Annotated in this window: 16 protein-coding genes; 8 read left to right on the forward strand and 8 right to left on the reverse strand. The window is 70.5% G+C overall.

Annotation, left to right across the window (positions count from 1 at the left end; translation table 11 throughout):
* Nucleotides 1-366: 366 nt before the first annotated feature.
* Entirely contained in the window at nt 367-1,008 is a 642-nt protein-coding gene (locus ADK65_RS31475) for a DNA-3-methyladenine glycosylase (RefSeq protein ID WP_053674407.1), read from the reverse strand.
* 144 nt (nt 1,009-1,152) lie between these two features.
* Between ADK65_RS31475 and ADK65_RS31480 the strand changes: the two genes are divergently transcribed.
* The 3 genes from ADK65_RS31480 to ADK65_RS31490 all read left to right on the forward strand — a co-directional run bounded on the left by ADK65_RS31480 (nt 1,153) and on the right by ADK65_RS31490 (nt 3,229).
* Nucleotides 1,153-1,935 carry a sporulation protein gene (locus ADK65_RS31480; protein ID WP_053674408.1) on the forward strand — a complete coding sequence of 261 codons (783 nt, stop codon included), beginning with the start codon at nt 1,153-1,155 and terminating at the stop codon, nt 1,933-1,935.
* 40 nt (nt 1,936-1,975) lie between these two features.
* A complete protein-coding gene (locus tag ADK65_RS31485) occupies nt 1,976-2,515 on the forward strand; it encodes a YbhB/YbcL family Raf kinase inhibitor-like protein (RefSeq protein WP_053674409.1) in 540 nt (179 codons plus the stop codon).
* Nucleotides 2,516-2,722: 207 nt separating this feature from the next.
* Nucleotides 2,723-3,229, forward strand: coding sequence for an HNH endonuclease (locus ADK65_RS31490; protein ID WP_053674410.1), 507 nt, complete (start codon nt 2,723-2,725; stop codon nt 3,227-3,229).
* A 115-nt stretch (nt 3,230-3,344) separates the two neighbouring features.
* Here ADK65_RS31490 and ADK65_RS31495 read toward each other — a convergent pair whose 3' ends face one another.
* The 3 genes from ADK65_RS31495 to ADK65_RS31505 form a co-directional block, all read right to left on the reverse strand.
* A complete protein-coding gene (locus tag ADK65_RS31495) occupies nt 3,345-4,304 on the reverse strand; it encodes an SPFH domain-containing protein (RefSeq protein ID WP_053674411.1) in 960 nt (319 codons plus the stop codon).
* A gap of 133 nt (nt 4,305-4,437) precedes the next feature.
* Nucleotides 4,438-4,869 carry an NfeD family protein gene (locus tag ADK65_RS31500; RefSeq protein ID WP_053674412.1) on the reverse strand — a complete coding sequence of 144 codons (432 nt, stop codon included), beginning with the start codon at nt 4,867-4,869 and terminating at the stop codon, nt 4,438-4,440.
* A gap of 95 nt (nt 4,870-4,964) precedes the next feature.
* Entirely contained in the window at nt 4,965-5,762 is a 798-nt protein-coding gene (locus ADK65_RS31505) for an ABC transporter ATP-binding protein (protein ID WP_053674413.1), read from the reverse strand.
* 161 nt (nt 5,763-5,923) lie between these two features.
* Here ADK65_RS31505 and ADK65_RS31510 point away from each other — a divergent pair, with 161 nt between their 5' ends.
* Nucleotides 5,924-6,709 (forward strand): hypothetical protein, encoded by a 786-nt coding sequence (locus ADK65_RS31510; RefSeq protein WP_078956247.1) that lies wholly within the window; start codon nt 5,924-5,926, stop codon nt 6,707-6,709.
* Between the two features lie 156 nt (nt 6,710-6,865).
* Here ADK65_RS31510 and ADK65_RS31515 read toward each other — a convergent pair whose 3' ends face one another.
* The 3 genes from ADK65_RS31515 to ADK65_RS31525 all read right to left on the reverse strand — a co-directional run bounded on the left by ADK65_RS31515 (nt 6,866) and on the right by ADK65_RS31525 (nt 9,044).
* Entirely contained in the window at nt 6,866-7,108 is a 243-nt protein-coding gene (locus tag ADK65_RS31515) for a chaplin (RefSeq protein WP_053674415.1), read from the reverse strand.
* A gap of 156 nt (nt 7,109-7,264) precedes the next feature.
* Nucleotides 7,265-7,906 (reverse strand): response regulator, encoded by a 642-nt coding sequence (locus tag ADK65_RS31520; protein WP_053674416.1) that lies wholly within the window; start codon nt 7,904-7,906, stop codon nt 7,265-7,267.
* Nucleotides 7,899-9,044 (reverse strand): GAF domain-containing sensor histidine kinase, encoded by a 1,146-nt coding sequence (locus ADK65_RS31525; protein ID WP_053674417.1) that lies wholly within the window; start codon nt 9,042-9,044, stop codon nt 7,899-7,901. Before ADK65_RS31525 ends, ADK65_RS31520 begins: the two co-directional genes overlap by 8 nt.
* 233 nt (nt 9,045-9,277) lie before the next feature.
* Here ADK65_RS31525 and ADK65_RS31530 point away from each other — a divergent pair, with 233 nt between their 5' ends.
* The 3 genes from ADK65_RS31530 (at nt 9,278) to ADK65_RS31540 (ending at nt 12,088) form a co-directional block, all read left to right on the forward strand.
* Complete coding sequence (locus ADK65_RS31530) at nt 9,278-9,976, forward strand: SDR family NAD(P)-dependent oxidoreductase (RefSeq protein ID WP_053674418.1); 699 nt, start codon at nt 9,278-9,280, stop codon at nt 9,974-9,976.
* Nucleotides 9,973-11,016 (forward strand): S-adenosylmethionine:tRNA ribosyltransferase-isomerase, encoded by a 1,044-nt coding sequence (locus tag ADK65_RS31535; protein WP_053674419.1) that lies wholly within the window; start codon nt 9,973-9,975, stop codon nt 11,014-11,016. Before ADK65_RS31530 ends, ADK65_RS31535 begins: the two co-directional genes overlap by 4 nt.
* A 343-nt stretch (nt 11,017-11,359) precedes the next feature.
* Nucleotides 11,360-12,088: a transglycosylase SLT domain-containing protein gene (locus ADK65_RS31540; RefSeq protein ID WP_053674420.1), complete on the forward strand. Its 729-nt coding sequence runs from the start codon at nt 11,360-11,362 to the stop codon at nt 12,086-12,088.
* A gap of 95 nt (nt 12,089-12,183) precedes the next feature.
* Here the strand turns inward: ADK65_RS31540 and ADK65_RS31545 are convergent, their stop codons facing one another.
* Nucleotides 12,184-14,709 carry an FHA domain-containing protein gene (locus ADK65_RS31545; RefSeq protein WP_053674421.1) on the reverse strand — a complete coding sequence of 842 codons (2,526 nt, stop codon included), beginning with the start codon at nt 14,707-14,709 and terminating at the stop codon, nt 12,184-12,186.
* Between the two features lie 241 nt (nt 14,710-14,950).
* Between ADK65_RS31545 and ADK65_RS31550 the strand changes: the two genes are divergently transcribed.
* Nucleotides 14,951-16,471, forward strand: a 1,521-nt coding sequence (locus ADK65_RS31550; RefSeq protein WP_053674422.1) for a streptophobe family protein, incomplete at its 3' end; no start/stop codon positions are given.

Genomic DNA, 16,471 nt, shown 5'->3' on the forward strand with positions numbered 1-16,471 from the left:
CTGTTGAGTTCTCAAGGAACGGTCGCTTCCTTTGTACTCACCCTCTCGGGCTTTCCTCCGGGCGCTTCCCTTCGGTCTTGCGTTTCCGACTCTATCAGACCCTTTTCGATCCGATTCCCTGTCGGCGGGATTTGCCGTTCGGCCCCGGGCTTTCGCTCGTCGGCCTTTCGACATTCACTACGTTAGCTCATTCCCCGTCCAACTCATAATCGAGTCTTTCGGCGCAGAATTCAGGCATGCAGGCACGCCGAATTCACCCCTGCTGAGGGGAGTTGCAAGGTAGTTGGTTTGGCCGTTTCCGGCTGCTGGCGATCGCCATACCCGGTTCAACGGCTCGGGCTACATTACGCACCCAGGCAGGGCGCGTCAACTTCGGCGGCGCCTCGGGACATGGGCTCGATACGGGCTCACCGTCGGGTCGTTGGCGACCCAGTAGCGCCAGGGGTGCACGGCACCCTCGCCGCCGACGCCGGTCCGCGGTCCGTTGAGTACCTGGTCGGAGGGCACAGGTGTGCCGGTCAGCACGCGGAGCGGGGTCTCTTCGGAGGTGCACGCGTCCGTGCCGTCCAGGGAGCGGTCCACGTTCAGGGCGGTGGCCAGACGGGCCGGGCCTTTGGCCAGTTCCTTGTCGTTGCGGGCCGAGAGTCGACGGGCACGGGCCAGTTCGGCTCCCTCGATGATCTCGCCGGCCCGGAGCAGGACCGCGCTCGACCTGCCCTCCGGGCCGCAGACCAGGTTCATGCAGAACCACATGCCATAGGTGAAGTAGACGTACACGTGTCCGGGCGGACCGAACATCACGCTGTTGCGGGGCGTGCGGCCGCGGTAGGCGTGGGAGCCGGGGTCGTTCTCACCGTCGTAGGCCTCGACCTCGGTGAGGCGGAGGGCGATCGGACCGTCCTGGGTGTGGCGTACCAGGATGCGGCCGAGGAGGTCGGGGGCGACATCGAGGACGGGCCGGTCGAAGAACTCCCTGGACAGGGGCGTACGGTCAGGGGTCGCGATCATGGCGTCCGAGGGTACTGGAGATGAGTGGTGTCGCGGGGTGGCCGATGGGCACCGGCCTTGCCAGGGTGGGGCATGGAACCGGCCACTGCCGGATCGCGTTTGTATGGATCAAGGATCCACCCGTTGTGGGCGAGAGGGAGAGACATGGCGTTCAAGAAGCTGCTCGCGAGCCTGGGGGCCGGCGGGGCTTCGGTCGAGACGGTGCTGCACGAGGTCAACGTCGTCCCGGGCGGTGTCGTCCAGGGTGAGGTGCGGATCCAGGGCGGCTCCGTGAACCAGCAGATCGAGGGGCTCTCGGTCGGGCTGCAGGCCAAGGTCGAGGTGGAGAGCGGCGACCAGGAGTACAAGCAGGACATCGAGTTCACGAAGTCGCGGCTGGGCGGTGCGTTCGAGCTGCAGGCGGGCGCGGTGCACGCGGTGCAGTTCGGTCTCGAGATCCCGTGGGAGACGCCGATCACGACGATCGACGGTCAGGCGCTGCGCGGCATGAACATCGGGGTGTCGACGGAGCTGGAGATCGCCCGTGCGGTGGACTCCGGCGACCTGGACCCGGTCAACGTGCACCCGCTGCCGGCGCAGAAGGCGATCCTCGACGCGTTCATCCAGCTGGGCTTCCGGTTCAAGAACGCGGACATGGAGCGCGGCGTGATCCGCGGTACGCGGCAGCGGCTGCCGTTCTACCAGGAGATCGAGTTCTACCCGCCGCAGCAGTACCGCGGCCTGAACCAGGTCGAGCTGAGCTTCGTGGCCGACCAGAACGCCATGGACGTGGTGCTGGAGATGGACAAGAAGCCGGGGCTGTTCAGCGAGGGCAGTGACACGTTCCGGTCCTTCCAGGTGGGTCTCAACGACTACCAGGGGACGGACTGGGCGGCGTATCTCAACCAGTGGCTGTCCGAGGTCGGCAGCAAGCGCAACTGGTTCTAGGCTCGGGGGCGACTGCACAAAACGATCAGGAGGTACCGAGGTGACCGAGCTCAAGCGGCGGCCGCTCCCCCACGACTTCCATCCGCCCGTCGCGTCGTTCACGGTGACGAGCGAGGACATCGAGGAAGGCGCGACGCTCAAGGACGCTCAGGTGCACGCGGCGGGCAACACTTCGCCGCAGCTGCGGTGGGAGGGTTTCCCGCCCGAGACCAAGAGCTTCGCCGTGACCTGCTACGACCCCGACGCCCCGACGGGCAGCGGTTTCTGGCACTGGGTGCTCTTCGACATCCCGGCGTCGGTGACCGAGCTGCCGGTGGGTGCGGGCAGCGGCAAGTTCGAGGGCCTGCCGGAGGGCGCTGTGCACGCGCGCAACGACTACGGCGGCAAGGAGTTCGGCGGGGCCGCGCCGCCTCCGGGGGACGGTCCGCACCGCTACGTCTTCACGGTGTACGCCGTGGACGAGGAGAAGCTCGGGCCGGACTCGGACGCGTCGCCCGCCGCGGTCGGCTTCAACCTGCGGTTCCACACGATCGGGCGGGCCCAGCTGATCGGTGAGTACGAGGTGCCCGCCGAGGGCTGAGCCGCCGCCTGAGAATCCCGGCGTTCATGGAACGTTTGCCCGCTCCTGGTCTTGGAATTGATCAGGAGCGGGCATTTTTGTTGCCGGGGGCCGCGGGGGTCACCCCCCGTGAGAGCAGCAGATATTGCGTTGTCCATCTCGGCGTGCCCGGCCAGAGTTGATCCCAGCCCGCCAGGGGGTGGGCCGGTGCACGGGAGGTGGGCTGGTATGCGGGACACGCTGGTACTGAACGCGAGCTTCGAGCCGCTGTCGACGGTGACGTTGAACCGAGCCGTCGTTCTGGTGCTCCAGGACAAGGCCGTCGTCGAGCAGGCCCACCCCGAACTGCGGATGCGGGGAGCCGCGGTCGACATACCGGCGCCCCGTGTGATCAGGCTCTGCCAGTACGTGCGGGTGCCGTTCCGAAGACGGGCGCCGTGGTCGAGGCGGGGTGTGCTGGTCAGGGACCGGCACCGGTGCGCGTACTGCGGGAGGCGGGCGACGACCGTGGACCACGTGGTGCCGCGGTCGCAGGGCGGTCAGGACACGTGGCTGAACACGGTGGCCTCGTGTGCGGAGGACAATCACCGGAAGGCGAATCGGACGCCGGAGGAGGCGGGGATGCCGCTGCTGCGGCAACCGTTCGAGCCGACGCCTGCGGATGCGATGCTGCTCGCGCTGGGCCAGGAGGATGCTGCGGCCCTGCCGGATTGGCTGGCGCTGGGCGCTGCGTGAGCAGTCCCTGCGGGGGCTTTGCCGTTCCTCGGGCTGACGGTTGAGTGTGGTGGTTCGCGCAGTTCCCCGCGCCCCTGAAAAGGAGGGCGCGGGGAACGTTGCGTTGGGGGTGCTGTCAGTCGATGTGCGGCTTTTCGCGGCGCTCCTGGGCGGGGACGCTTGCTCCGGTCGCGCCGCTGTTGCCGCCGGAGCCGCCGCCGATGCCGCCGAAGTTGCCCATGGCGCCGGAGAGGCCCTTGAGGGCGTCGCCGATTTCGCTGGGGACGATCCAGAGCTTGTTGGCGTCGCCCTCGGCGATCTTGGGGAGCATCTGGAGGTACTGGTAGGACAGGAGCTTCTGGTCCGGGTCGCCGGCGTGGATGGCCTCGAAGACCGTACGCACGGCCTGGGCCTCGCCCTCTGCGCGCAGGGCGGCGGCCTTGGCCTCACCCTCGGCGCGCAGGATCTGAGACTGCTTCTCACCTTCGGCGCGCAGGATCTCGGACTGGCGGACACCTTCGGCCTGGAGGATCGCGGCGCGCTTGTCGCGGTCGGCGCGCATCTGCTTCTCCATCGAGTCCTGGATGGAGGTGGGCGGTTCGATCGCCTTGAGCTCGACGCGGTTGACGCGGATGCCCCACTTGCCGGTGGCCTCGTCGAGGACACCGCGCAGGGCCGCGTTGATCTCCTCGCGGGAGGTCAGGGTCCGCTCCAGGTCCATGCCACCGATGATGTTGCGGAGCGTGGTGACGGTGAGCTGCTCGATCGCCTGGATGTAGCTGGCGACTTCGTACGTCGCGGCCCGGGCGTCGGTGACCTGGTAGTAGATGACGGTGTCGATGTTGACGACCAGGTTGTCCTGGGTGATCACCGGCTGCGGCGGGAACGGGACGACCTGTTCACGCAGGTCGATGCGGTTGCGGATGGTGTCGATGAACGGGACGACGATGTTGAGGCCCGCGTTGAGTGTCCGCGTGTAGCGCCCGAAGCGCTCGACGATGGCCGCGCTGGCCTGTGGGATGACTTGGATCGTCTTGATCAGGGCGATGAAGACCAACACCACCAGGATGATCAGGACGATGATGACCGGTTCCATCGTCGTTCCCCGTGTCCCTTCTCCGCTTCGGCGTCTTCGGCAGATCTTATGGTTGTCGAAGATCTTGCTGGTCGAGTCTGACAGACCGTCGCGTGGCTGGCGAGGAGTTCCGCTCCGGTTACGTCCTGCGAGGTCACATGACGATCGCGGTGGCTCCTTCGATGTCCACGACATCCACTTCCTGGCCTACTTCGTAAGCGTTGCCGGTGTCGAGAGCGCGGGCCGACCAGACCTCGCCGGCGAGTTTGATCCGGCCACCGGAGCCGTCGACACGTTCCAGGACGACGGCTTGTCGCCCCTTCAACGCGTCGACGCCCGTGGCGAGTTGGGGACGCTGGGCGCGGTGCCGGTTCGCGATGGGCCGTACGACGGCGATGCCCGCGGTCGAGATGACGGCGAAGACCGCGACCTGGGCGACGGCTCCGCCGCCGAAGACGCCGGTGACCACCGCCGCGGCGATGGCGCCCACCGCCAGCATGCCCAGTTCGGGCATGGCGGTCACCACGAGCGCGATGCCGAGCGCTGCCGCGCCGATCAGCCACCACAACCATGCGTCGATGTCCACATGGTCATGGTAGGTCCGCGGGCCCTGTCGACGACAGGGCGCCCGTGGTGTGAAATCCCGTTCCTACCCCGGCAATTGCGCCATGACGGGCCGGGTCAGGAGAGCGGGAGCCCCTGGGCGGTCCAGCGGTCGCCCGACTGTTCGACGACGAGCGGGAGGCCGAAGCAGAGGGAGAGGTTGCGGGAGGTGAGTTCGAGCTCCAGCGGGCCGGCCGCGAGGACCTTGCCCTGACGGATCATGAGGACGTGGGTGAAGCCCGGGGGGATCTCCTCGACGTGGTGGGTGACCATGAGCATCGAGGGGGCGATCGGGTCGAGGGCGAGGCGGCCGAGGCGGCGGACCAGGTCCTCGCGGCCGCCGAGGTCGAGACCGGCGGCGGGCTCGTCGAGCAGGAGCAGCTCGGGGTCGGTCATCAGGGCGCGGGCGATCAGGGTGCGCTTGCGCTCGCCCTCGGAGAGCGTGCCGAACCTGCGGTCCAGGTACTCGCTCATGCCGAGCCGGTCGAGGAAGGCACGGGCGCGTCGCTCGTCGATCTCCTCGTAGTCCTCGTGCCAGGTGGCGGTCATGCCGTACGCGGCGGTCAGGACCGTCTCCAGGACCGTCTGGCGCTTGGGGAGCTTCTCGGTCATGGCGATGCCGGCCATGCCGATGCGGGGACGCAGCTCGAAGACGTCGGTGCCGGGCCTGCCGAGGGTCTCGCCGAGGATGGCGGCGGTGCCCGAGCTGGGGAAGAGGTAGGTGGAAGCGAGGTTGAGGAGGGTGGTCTTGCCGGCGCCGTTCGGGCCGAGGATGACCCAGCGCTCGCCCTCCTTGACCGACCAGGAGACCTGGTCCACCAGAGCCCGGCCCTCACGGACCACGGATACGTCCTGAAGCTCCAGAACATCGCTCATGAGCGCGTTGTCTCCCCTTGCAGTGTGGCCGGTCTCGGCTGTCGCGTAAGCCTGTGGCTCGGTCCGCCGCGCCGGTGGGCGCAGCCCTCCATGAAATCTACGCCACCGGTCGGCCGGGACATTCCCTCGGTCCTGTCCTAGGAGGGTCCTAGGGTGGAGGCATGCTCTCGGAACCACGTGCTGGACGTCTCGCAGCTTGGGGAAATGCCCTTTTGGCCGGACTTGTCTCGCCGGACGACGCCGTACTGGCCATCGTCGGCACGGACGCCGTGCACCGGGTGGAGGGGCTGCCGGACGAGCCGGGGCAGGTCGGGCTGACGCTCGCGCTCGGGCGGCTTCGGACGCTCGGGGTCAGCGCGCTGCGGGTGGCGTTGCCCGCTCCGGGGCATCCGCTGGGGCTGAGCGGACCGCCGGAGTTCAACGCGCGGGCGCTGGAGGCCGAGGAGGCGGTGGTCTGTCACGGGGCCGCCTTCGGCTTGGTGCCGGACGTGTACGAGGCCGGGCCCGGGCATGTACGGGACGAGGTGGTGTGGCATGTGCTGCCCGTGCGGGAGGCGCCGCCCGCGGATGTGCCGTCGCTGGGCGAGGCGGAGCGGGAGCTGGCGGAGGCCCTGCGGGAGGCCACCGAGGTGTTGACGCGGCTGGACGTGGCCGGGTCGGGGCCGGTGGCGGAGGCGGCGATCGACGCGTACCGGGCGCGGGCCGAGCGGGGACGGGAGGTGCTGGCGCCGGGTTATCCGCCGCGGGCGGTCCGGGTGCTGGAGCTGGCACAGCGGGTGGGGACGCTGATCGCCGTGGCGACGGAGAGTGGGCACGGGGGTGCGGTGAGTTCGTCCGAGATCTCCGCGCGGCGGGAGGCGCTGCGACCGGTGGAGCGGACGGCTCGGCGGGCCCAGGTCGCGGCGTACAACTCCGTTGTGGAGGAGCGGGAGCGGGGGGTGCGGTGACGGTTCGCCGGTGCCGCTGCGCCCACCCGTGCCGCCCCTGGCGGCATGCATGTCTGTGGCTGGGCGGCTGAGCGTGCCCGTAGGGACGCCGAGCGGCCTCCCGGTGGGGGCCGGGAGGCCGGGGTCACCTCCGGCTCGGAGACGGAGGTGAGGGTGTCAGTGGTTGACGGCGAGGTTGCCGAAGGCCGGGTTCAGGATGCCCACGACGTTCACGCTGTTGCCGGAGACGTTGACCGGGACGTGCACCGGGGCCTGGACGACGTTGCCCGAGCCGACGCCCGGGGAGCCCACGGCCTTGCCGTCGGCGTGCGCGCTGGTGGCGGAGGCCATGCCCGCGCCGGCGGCCAGCAGGCCACCCGTCACCATCGTCACGGCCGCTGCCTTCTTCAGGTTCTTCACTTCTGAGCCCTCCTAGCGATTGCCGCGGCAGGCGCCGCAGCACGCACTGGAGAACGGCGGAGATCGATCGGGGTTGCGCCATCCGGGGGACGTTCCCACGACAGTATGAATCTCGGTCCGGAACGCAACCTTCCGCACTGCCGTGGGGTGAGCGTGTCAGCCGGTCACGCCGTGACGAACGGCCCACAGGGCGGCCTGTGTTCGGTCGGACAGGTCGAGCTTCATCAGGATGTTGGAGACGTGGGTCTTGACCGTCTTCTCGGAGAGGACCAGCGCGCGGGCGATCTCCCGGTTGGAGCGGCCGTCCGCTATGAGGCCGAGGACCTCACGCTCCCGCTCGGTGAGGGAACCGGCCCTCGTGGTGCCCGCGTTGGTCTCCTCCTGCGCCAGCAGCGCACCGGCGACCTCCGGCTGGAGGAGGATGTGCCCGGCGTGGACCGAGCGGATGGCTCCGGCGAGGGCGTCGGGGTCGATGTCCTTGTACACGTAGCCGGCGGCACCCGCGCGCAGGGCGGGGACCACCGTGCGCTGTTCGGTGAAGCTGGTGACGACCAGCACACGGGCGGGGTGGTCCAGCTCGCGGAGTCTGCGCAGGGCGTCGACGCCGTCCATGCCCGGCATCTTGACGTCCATGAGGATGACGTCGGGCCTCAACTCCTCGGCACGTTCCACTCCTTCGGCGCCGTCGGCCGCCTCGCCGACGACCTCGATGTCGTCCTGCACTTCGAGGAAGGTGCGCAGGCCCCGGCGGACGACCTGGTGGTCGTCGACGAGCAGCACCCTGATTGCGTCAGCCACCGGGGACCTCCATCTCGATCACGGTGCCCTTGCCGGGCGCCGATTGCACGGTCAGCGTGCCGCCGGCACCGCTCGCCCGGTCCCGCATCGAGACCAGGCCGAGGTGGCGTCCGGCGTGTCGTACCGCGCTCGGGTCGAAGCCGCTGCCGTCGTCCGTGATCCGCAGGACGGCTCCGCCGCCGCGGCGGTCCAGGGTCACGTCGACGTGGTCGGCGCCGGAGTGGCGCAGGGCGTTGTGCAGGGCTTCCTGGGCCACACGCAGGAGGGCTTCCTCCTGGGAGGCGGGCAGGGCCTTCACGCCGTGGCCGGCGAAGGTGACGCGGGCGCTGTGGGCCCGGTCGAGGACCTGGATCTGGGTGCGGAGCGTCGCGACGAGGCCGTCCTCGTCGAGGGCTGCGGGGCGCAACTCGACGACCGCCGCGCGCAGTTCGTCGGCGGCCTCGGCGGCCAGGGCTGCCACCTGCTGGAGTTCGCCCTTGGCGCGGGAGGGGTCGCGGTCCACCAGGCGGGCCGCGGCCTGGGCGGTCAGGCGCAGGGAGAACAGCTTCTGACTGACCGCGTCGTGCAGTTCGTGGGCGAGGCGGGAGCGCTCCTCGGCGATGGTGAGTTCGCGGCTGCGTTCGTAGAGGCGGGCGTTGGTGAGGGCGATCGCGGCGTGCTGGGCGAGGATGCCGAGCAGTTCCTCGTCGTCCTCGGTGAAGCCGCAGCCGCCTTCGGGCCGCTCGCAGTTCTTGTTGGCCAGGAACAGCGCTCCGATGACCTCGTCTCCGTCACGGATCGGCAGGCCCAGGAAGTCGACCAGGTCGGGGTGGGCCTTGGGCCAGCCCTCGAAGCGGGGGTCCTGGCGGACGTCCGCGAGGCGCTCGGACCTGGCCTCGTGGAGCATCGCGGCGAGGATGCCGTGCTGGCGCGGGAGGGGGCCGATGGCCTTCCACTGTTCCTCGCTGACGCCGTCCACCACGAACTGGGCGAAGCCGCCGTGGTCGTCCGGGACGCCCAGTGCGGCGTACTGGGCGTCGAGCAGCTCGCGGGCCGAGGCGACGATCGTCTTGAGGACGTCGCGCACCTCCAGGTGCCTGCTCATGGCCAGCAACGCGGAACTCACCGCGGCGAGGCCGGACCGGGGGCCGTGACTCATGACCTCACGGTACCGGCGGGCTGTGACGACGCGGATCGGACCGGTGGCGCGCGGCGCCCGGTCGGTGGGCCTAGGTCGCGGGGCCGAGAGACAGGACGCCGAGGTGTAGGCCTCGGGGTGCCGGGCGGGGGCGTAGGGCGAAGGGACCCGGTGGAGTGCGGCCCGCGTCCGAGGCGGCCCGGGCGGTCCCGTTCCTAGGTTGAGGGCACGCGATCACGACGAGGGAGCCGATCATGCCGGTTGCGATCATCACCGGGGCCTCGAAGGGCCTGGGCCGTGCCCTGGCCGAGGCTTTGGCAGGGCGGGGCTGGGACCTGGTGCTCGACGCCAGGGGTGCCGAGGCGCTGGCGGACGCCGCCGGAGCCGTCTGCGCGTACGACACGCGGGTGACCGCCCTGCCCGGGGACGTCACCGACGCCGCTCACCGTGCGGAGCTGGTCGCGGCGGCCTGGCGGCTGGGCGGTGTCGACCTGCTGGTGCACAACGCGAGCGCACTGGGTGCCGAGCCGCTGGTCAGGCTGGAGGAGCTGCCCCTGGAGGGGCTGCGCCGGGCACTGGAGGTGAACCTGGTCGCGGGGCTGGGCCTGGTTCAGGAGGCGCTGCCACAGCTGCGGGCCGCGCGGGCGGGCGCCGTCGTCGCGGTCAGCTCGGACGCCGCGGCCGAGGCGTACGAGACCTGGGGCGGTTACGGCGCGTCCAAGGCGGCCCTGGACCATCTGATGGCCGTCCTCGCCGTGGAGGAGCCGGGGCTGCGGGTCTGGGCGGTGGATCCCGGGGACATGGCCACCGACCTGTACGCGGCGGCCGTACCGGACGATGCCGAGCCGCGGCCGGAGCCGGCGGTGGTGGTGCCGGCGTTCCTGCGGCTGCTGGACGAGCGTCCGGCGAGTGGGCGGTACGGGGCTCCGGCGCTGCTGGACGGGGCCCGATGACCCTGAGGGTGCGGGTGCCGGAGGAGCTGTCGGCGCGGGTGCCGGTCGAGCAGCGGGGCCCTGGGCTGGAGCGGGACGCCGTACGGCTGCTGGTGTCGCGGGGTGAGGAGGTGGCGCATCACAGGTTCACGGAGCTGCCGCGGCTGCTGCGGGCCGGGGACCTGCTCGTGGTCAACACCTCGGCCACGCTGGCGGCGGCCGTGGACGGATGGACGGGGCACGCGCGCGTGGTGGTGCACTTCTCCACCCGCGGGGACGACGGCCGGTGGGCGGTGGAACTGCGGGAGCCCGACGGGCGGGGCACCACGCGCCCGCGGGCGGGCGGGCCCGCGGGGAGGGAGGTGTGCCTGCCGGGAGGCGTACGGCTGGTGCTGGAGGAGCCGCTGAGCGGGCGGAGCGAGCGGTTGTGGTGGGCGCGGGTGCCGGGGGCCGGGGTGGCGGGGTTGCTGCGGGAGTACGGGCGGCCCGTTCGCTACGCCTACACGGAGCGCGACCAGCCGCTGTCCGTCTACCAGACGGTGTTCGCGCTGCCGTCGGCGGACGGGACGGGCAGCGCGGAGATGCCGAGTGCGGCACGGCCCTTCACGGCGCGGATGGTGGCGGAGCTGGTGAGCCGGGGGGTGCAGTTCGCGCCCCTCACCCTGCACACGGGGGTGGCCTCGGCGGAGGTGCACGAGCCGCCCTACCCGGAGCGGTTCGCGGTGCCCGAGGCGTCCGCGCGGCTGATCAACGCCGCGAGGGCCGGTGGGGGCCGGGTCGTGGCGGTGGGGACGACCGCGGTGCGGGCGGTGGAGTCGGCGGCGGGCACCGACGGGGCCGTACGCGCGCGTGCGGGGTGGACGGACCTCGTCGTCACGCCGGAGCGCGGGGTGCGGGTGGTGGACGGGCTGCTGACCGGGCTGCACGAACCGGAGGCCTCCCATCTGCTGATGCTGGAGGCGGTCGCGGGGCGCCCGGCCATCGAGCGGGGGTACGAGGCCGCGCTGCAAGGGCGCTATCTGTGGCACGAGTTCGGGGACGTGCACCTCGTGCTGCCCTGAAAGGGCCTCACGCAGAGCATCGCTTGTGCAACGCGTCGTAAGTCTGATCTAGGGGCGGTGTGAGCCCTCGCATAGGACCCACGTCACGTACGAAAGTGCGTAGGAGACAAAGCCCCACCTTTTGAGCGGCACATACAGTCCAATCTGCCCCGATTTGCCCCTCCCTGATCCACTATCTCCTTTCGTACGTCACACCTTTGCCACGCCATTTTGCGGCCGCTAAGAATTGCTGACGTCGCTCAGCGCCGTGGGTTCACCTCCGCGGCGTTCGTGTCGGAAACACACCGAGTCCAACGCCGGACGCCGAGCGACTCCCGCGCTATTCGAAGAGGTCCCACGCAGCATGCCCAAGAACATCTTCAGCCGTGTTCAGAGTCGTAGCCTGACCCGTCACCACAAGATCGCCATGGCCGGTGTCGCCACCCTCGGCGCCGCCGCCATCGGGTTCTCGGCGGTGCCGAGCGGTGCCTCGACCAAGACCACGACCGAGGCCGCTCAGCCGGCTGCGGTGGCGTACAGCACCCAGCAGATCAAGGACGTCAAGGCGAGCGTCACGGACCAGATGGCCGGCGCCAGCCTGAAGGCCGAGCAGATCGCGGCCAAGAAGAAGGCCGAAGCCGCGGCCGCCGCCAAGAAGAAGGCCGCCGCCGAGGCGGCGAAGAAGAAGGCCGAGGCCGAGCGCAAGGCCAAGGAGGCCGCGAGCCGCGCAGCCAAGCGCGCCGCAGCCAAGAAGGCCGCCGTCAAGACCTACCCGAACAACCTCGACGGCTGGATCCGCGAGTCGCTCGCCATCCTGAAGAAGCACGACATCCCGGCGTCCTACGACGGCATCCACCGCAACATCATGCGAGAGTCCTCGGGCAACCCGAAGGCGATCAACAACTGGGACATCAACGCCATCAACGGCATCCCCTCGAAGGGTCTGCTCCAGGTCATCCCGCCGACCTTCAAGACCTGGCACGTCCCCGGCACCTCCTGGGACATCTACGACCCGGTCGCCAACATCACCGCCGCCTGCAACTACGCGGCCGACAAGTACGGCTCGATGGACAACGTCGACAGCGCGTACTGAGGCCGGCGCGGACCTCTGCTCGCTGTACGCACGCCGAAGGGCGGCACCCTCCTGACGGGGTGCCGCCCTTCGGGGCGTCGGACGCGGCGCGCCGGCTACTTGCGCATGACCTCGGGCTCGTGGCGGCGCAGGAAGCGAGCCACGAAGAAGCCGCAGATCACGCCGAGGACGAGGAGCGCGCCCATGTCCATCGCCCAGGCCCCGACCGTGTGCTCCCACAGCGGGTCGTTGTCGCCGGCCGTCTCCGGCGGGCTGATCTTGTTGAAGTCCAGCGTGGCCCCGGCGGCGGCGACCGCCCAGCGCGACGGCATCAGGAACGAGAACTGGTTGACGCCGATCGAGCCGTGCAGAGCGAACAGGCAGCCGGTGAAGACGACCTGGATGATGGCGAACATCACCAGCAGCGGCATGGTCTTCTCGGCGGTCTTCACCAGCGAGGAGATGATCAGGCCGAACATCATCGACGTGAAGCCGAGCGCCATGATCGGGATGGAAAGCTCGACGAGAGTGGCGTTGCCGAGGACCAGACCCTCCTCGGGGATCTCCCGGCTGGAGAAGCCGATGACGCCGACCAGCAGGCCCTGCAGCACGGTGATCATGCCGAGCACGAACACCTTCGACATCAGGTACGCCGAGCGCGAGAGGCCGGTCGCGCGCTCCCGCTCGTAGATGACCCGTTCCTTGATCAGCTCTCGGACCGAGTTCGCCGCACCGGCGAAACAGGCGCCGACCGCGAGGATCAGCAGGACCGTGGTCGCCGTGCCGTTCGGGATGATCCGGCCGGTCTGCGGGTTGGCCGGGTTCGGGAGCAGGCCCCGGTCGGCGTCGATGAGCAGACTGACCGCGCCGAGCACGGCCGGCAGGATGACCATCAGGGCGAGGAAGCCCTTGTCGGATGCGATCACCGAGACATAGCGCCGGACGAGCGTCACGAACTGCGACATCCAGCCCTGTGGCTTCGGCGGCTTCATCGCCTGCATCGGCGGAACCTGTACGGACTGCGGCGCAACGGCGTCGATGTCCGCGGCGTACATCTGGTAGTGCTGCGAGCCCTTCCAGCGGCCCGCCCAGTCGTAGTCGCGGTAGTTCTCGAAGGCGGAGAAGACGTCGGCCCAGGTGTCGTAGCCGAAGAAGTTCAGCGCTTCGTCGGGCGGGCCGAAGTAGGCGACCGAGCCGCCCGGCGCCATCACCAGGAGCTTGTCGCAGATCGCCAGCTCGGCCACGGAGTGGGTGACGACCAGCACCGTACGGCCGTCGTCGGCCAGGCCGCGCAGCAGCTGCATGACGTCGCGGTCCATGCCCGGGTCGAGGCCGGAGGTCGGCTCGTCCAGGAAGATCAGCGACGGCTTGGTAAGCAGCTCCAGGGCGACCGAGACGCGCTTGCGCTGGCCGCCGGACAGGGACGTGACCTTCTTGTCCTTGTGGATGTCGAGCTTGAGCTCACGCAGCACCTCGTCGATGCGGGCCTCGCGCTCGGCGCCCGTGGTGTCCGCGGGGAAGCGCAGCTTGGCCGCGTACTTGAGGGCCTTCTTGACGGTCAGCTCCTTGTGCAGGATGTCGTCCTGCGGGACCAGACCGATGCGCTGGCGCAGCTCGGCGAACTGCTTGTAGAGGTTCCGGTTGTCGTACAGCACCTCGCCCTGGTTGGCGGGGCGGTAGCCGGTGAGCGCCTTGAGCAGCGTCGACTTGCCGGAGCCGGACGGTCCGATGACCGCGATCAGCGACTTCTCCGGGACGCCGAAGGAGACGTCCTTGAGGATCTGCTTGCCGCCGTCCACCGTGACCGTCAGGTGGCGGGCGGAGAAGGACACCTCGCCGGTGTCGACGAACTCCTCGAGCCGGTCGCCGACGATGCGGAACGTCGAGTGACCGACGCCGACGACATCGGCCGGGCCGAGCAGCTGCGAGCCGCCCTTTCCGATCGGCTGGCCGTTGACGTACGTGCCGTTGTGGGAACCGAGGTCGCGGATCTCCATGCGCCCGTCGGGCGTCGCGTGGAACTCGGCGTGGTGCCGGGAGACCTGCAGGTCGGAGACGACCAGCTCGTTCTCCAGGGCACGGCCGATGCGCATCACGCGGCCGAGGGAGAACTGGTGGAAGGTGGTGGGGCTGCGGTCGCCGTGGACCGGCGGCGCCCCCGCGGCACCGCCGGAGCCCTGCTGCTGCGGGATGTGCGCGGCGGCCTGCTGCGGCTGCTGCCATCCGGCCTGGGGAGCCTGCTGCTGCTGCGGCTGCTGGGCCGGAGCCTGCTGACCCCAGCCGGGGTTCGCGCCCTGTGCGGCGTACGGCTGCTGCTGGGGGTGGGCCTGCGGCGTGGCGACGGAGGCCGCAGCGCCGGACAGGTTCAGGCGTGGCCCGTCGGTCGCGTTGCCCAGGTTGACGGCCGAGCCGGCGCCGAGCTCCATCTGATGGATGCGCTGACCCTGCACGAATGTGCCGTTGGTGCTGCCGTGGTCCTCGATGACCCAACTGCGGCCGTTGAAGCTGACCGTGGCGTGACGCCAGGAGACCCTGGCGTCGTCGAAGACGACGTCTCCCTGCGGATCACGTCCGAGGGTGTATGCCCTGGACGGATCGAGCGTCCAGGTACGTCCGTTTGATTCCAGTACGAGTTCCGGCACTCCAGCCCCACTGAGTTGTCCCCCGAGTTACCCCCGACATGGGGAGTCTAGGGATGTCGAACATCGGGGGGAACTATTTCAGGAGCGGCCCCCTGACCGAAAGTCGGGCCTTGTGCAGACCGCGTTCGGACGCATCGGCCGATTCCGTTGACGGGGTTGAAACCGGACCGGAGAGTGGTATTTCGACGCGAGGGGGGACATGTGTCGTGTTCCTCTCGCGCAGCGGATCGGGGGGTCTGCCATGAGTGCTGCCACAGGGGCCGGGACGGAGGGGCACGCGCGCGTGCCCTGGGGGGACGTACTGATGTCCGCCGTCGCCGCGGTGAGCTGGGCGTTGATCGGGATGGCGGGGACGGCGGCGCTGGGGTTGTGGCTGCTTCAGGCGGACACGGCGGGCTCGTTGGGGCCGATGACCGCGGCGGTCGTGGCCCTCGGGGCGGGTGGTTCGGTCACGCCGTCCGGTGAAGTGTCGGTGTTCGGCCTGTCGGGCGCTGAGGCGGACACGGCCATCGAGATCACGCCACTGGGGGTGAGCCTGGTCGGGGCGGTCCTGCTGTCGTGGTTCTTCCTGCGGTCCCTGCGGGGGGCGGGAGTTGTGATCGCACTGTCCGAACTGCTCGCGCGGGCGGGCTCGGTGGTGGTGCTGTTCGTGGCGATGCTGGGCGGGCTGGCGTGGGCGGGGCACGACGTCGTCACCGTCGACGGCGGGTCGCTGGGGCTGGACGACGTCACCGGCGGGAGCGGGAGCGTGGAAATCCCGGGGCTCGGGGACATCGGGGGGCTGCTGCCGGACCGGCTCGGCGACCTGGTCGACGCGCGGGCCGCTGTCGGGTTCACGGTCGACACCGCCCCGACGCTGCTCGGCGGGTTCGGCTGGTCGGCCGGGATCCTCCTCGTCGCGCTGCTGGCCTCGCGCCGTACGCCGTTGCCGCGGGGCTGGGAGACCGTGCACCGGGCCGTGCGGCCGGCCGTGTCCGCGCTGGTGACCGTGCTGCTGGTCGCGGTGGCGGCGGGTTGCGCGGCGGCGGCCTACGCGGCGGCCGGCGACGACCACCCCCGGCGCATCGCCGGTGCGGCGCTGCTCGGGGCGCCGAACGGGGTCTGGCTGGGTGTGCCGCTCGGCCTGTTCGTGCCGTGGGACGGTCGCGCGACGGGTGAATCGGCCCGGTTCCTTCCCGACCCTGTGGACGATGTGCTCGGCTCCGGGTCCGACGGGGCGGTGACGCTGGGCCGGCTGGCCGAGCTGGACGGGCGGGTGTGGCTGCTGGGTGTGGCGGCCGTGTCGGCGATGCTGCTGGCGGGTGTGCTGGCGGCGGTGCGGACACCGGTCGGGGCGGCGGAGGGTGCCCTTCGTTTCTCGGGGCGGTGTGCGCGGGGGCTGGGTGCCGCGGCCGCGCTCGCCCTGCCACTGCTGGCCTGGCTCACGGACGTCTCCGTCACCGCGTCCCTGTCCGTGTTCGGCTTCGACGCCTTCGGCGCGGCCATCGACCTGCACGGCCACCTCGGCACGGCCCTGCTGCTGGGCGGGGTGTGGGGAGCGGGTGCCGGGGCGGCCGGGGCGTTGCTCGCGTGGGGGTGCGGGGCAGCGGGGCGCAGGGCTACGGCGTCGGCTCGGGGGGCCGGGGTGGCAGGAGCCGTCGGAGCGGCGGGGCCACCGGGCGAGGAGCGGGCCGGGCACCGGGCCGGAACCGGGCAGGACGGACCGGGGGCCGGAAGCGAGTGGGCCGGTCACGGAACCTGGGCCGGGCAGGACGGACCGGGG

The sequence above is a fragment of the Streptomyces sp. NRRL B-1140 genome, from assembly GCF_001280065.1.
Classification (GTDB): domain Bacteria; phylum Actinomycetota; class Actinomycetes; order Streptomycetales; family Streptomycetaceae; genus Streptomyces.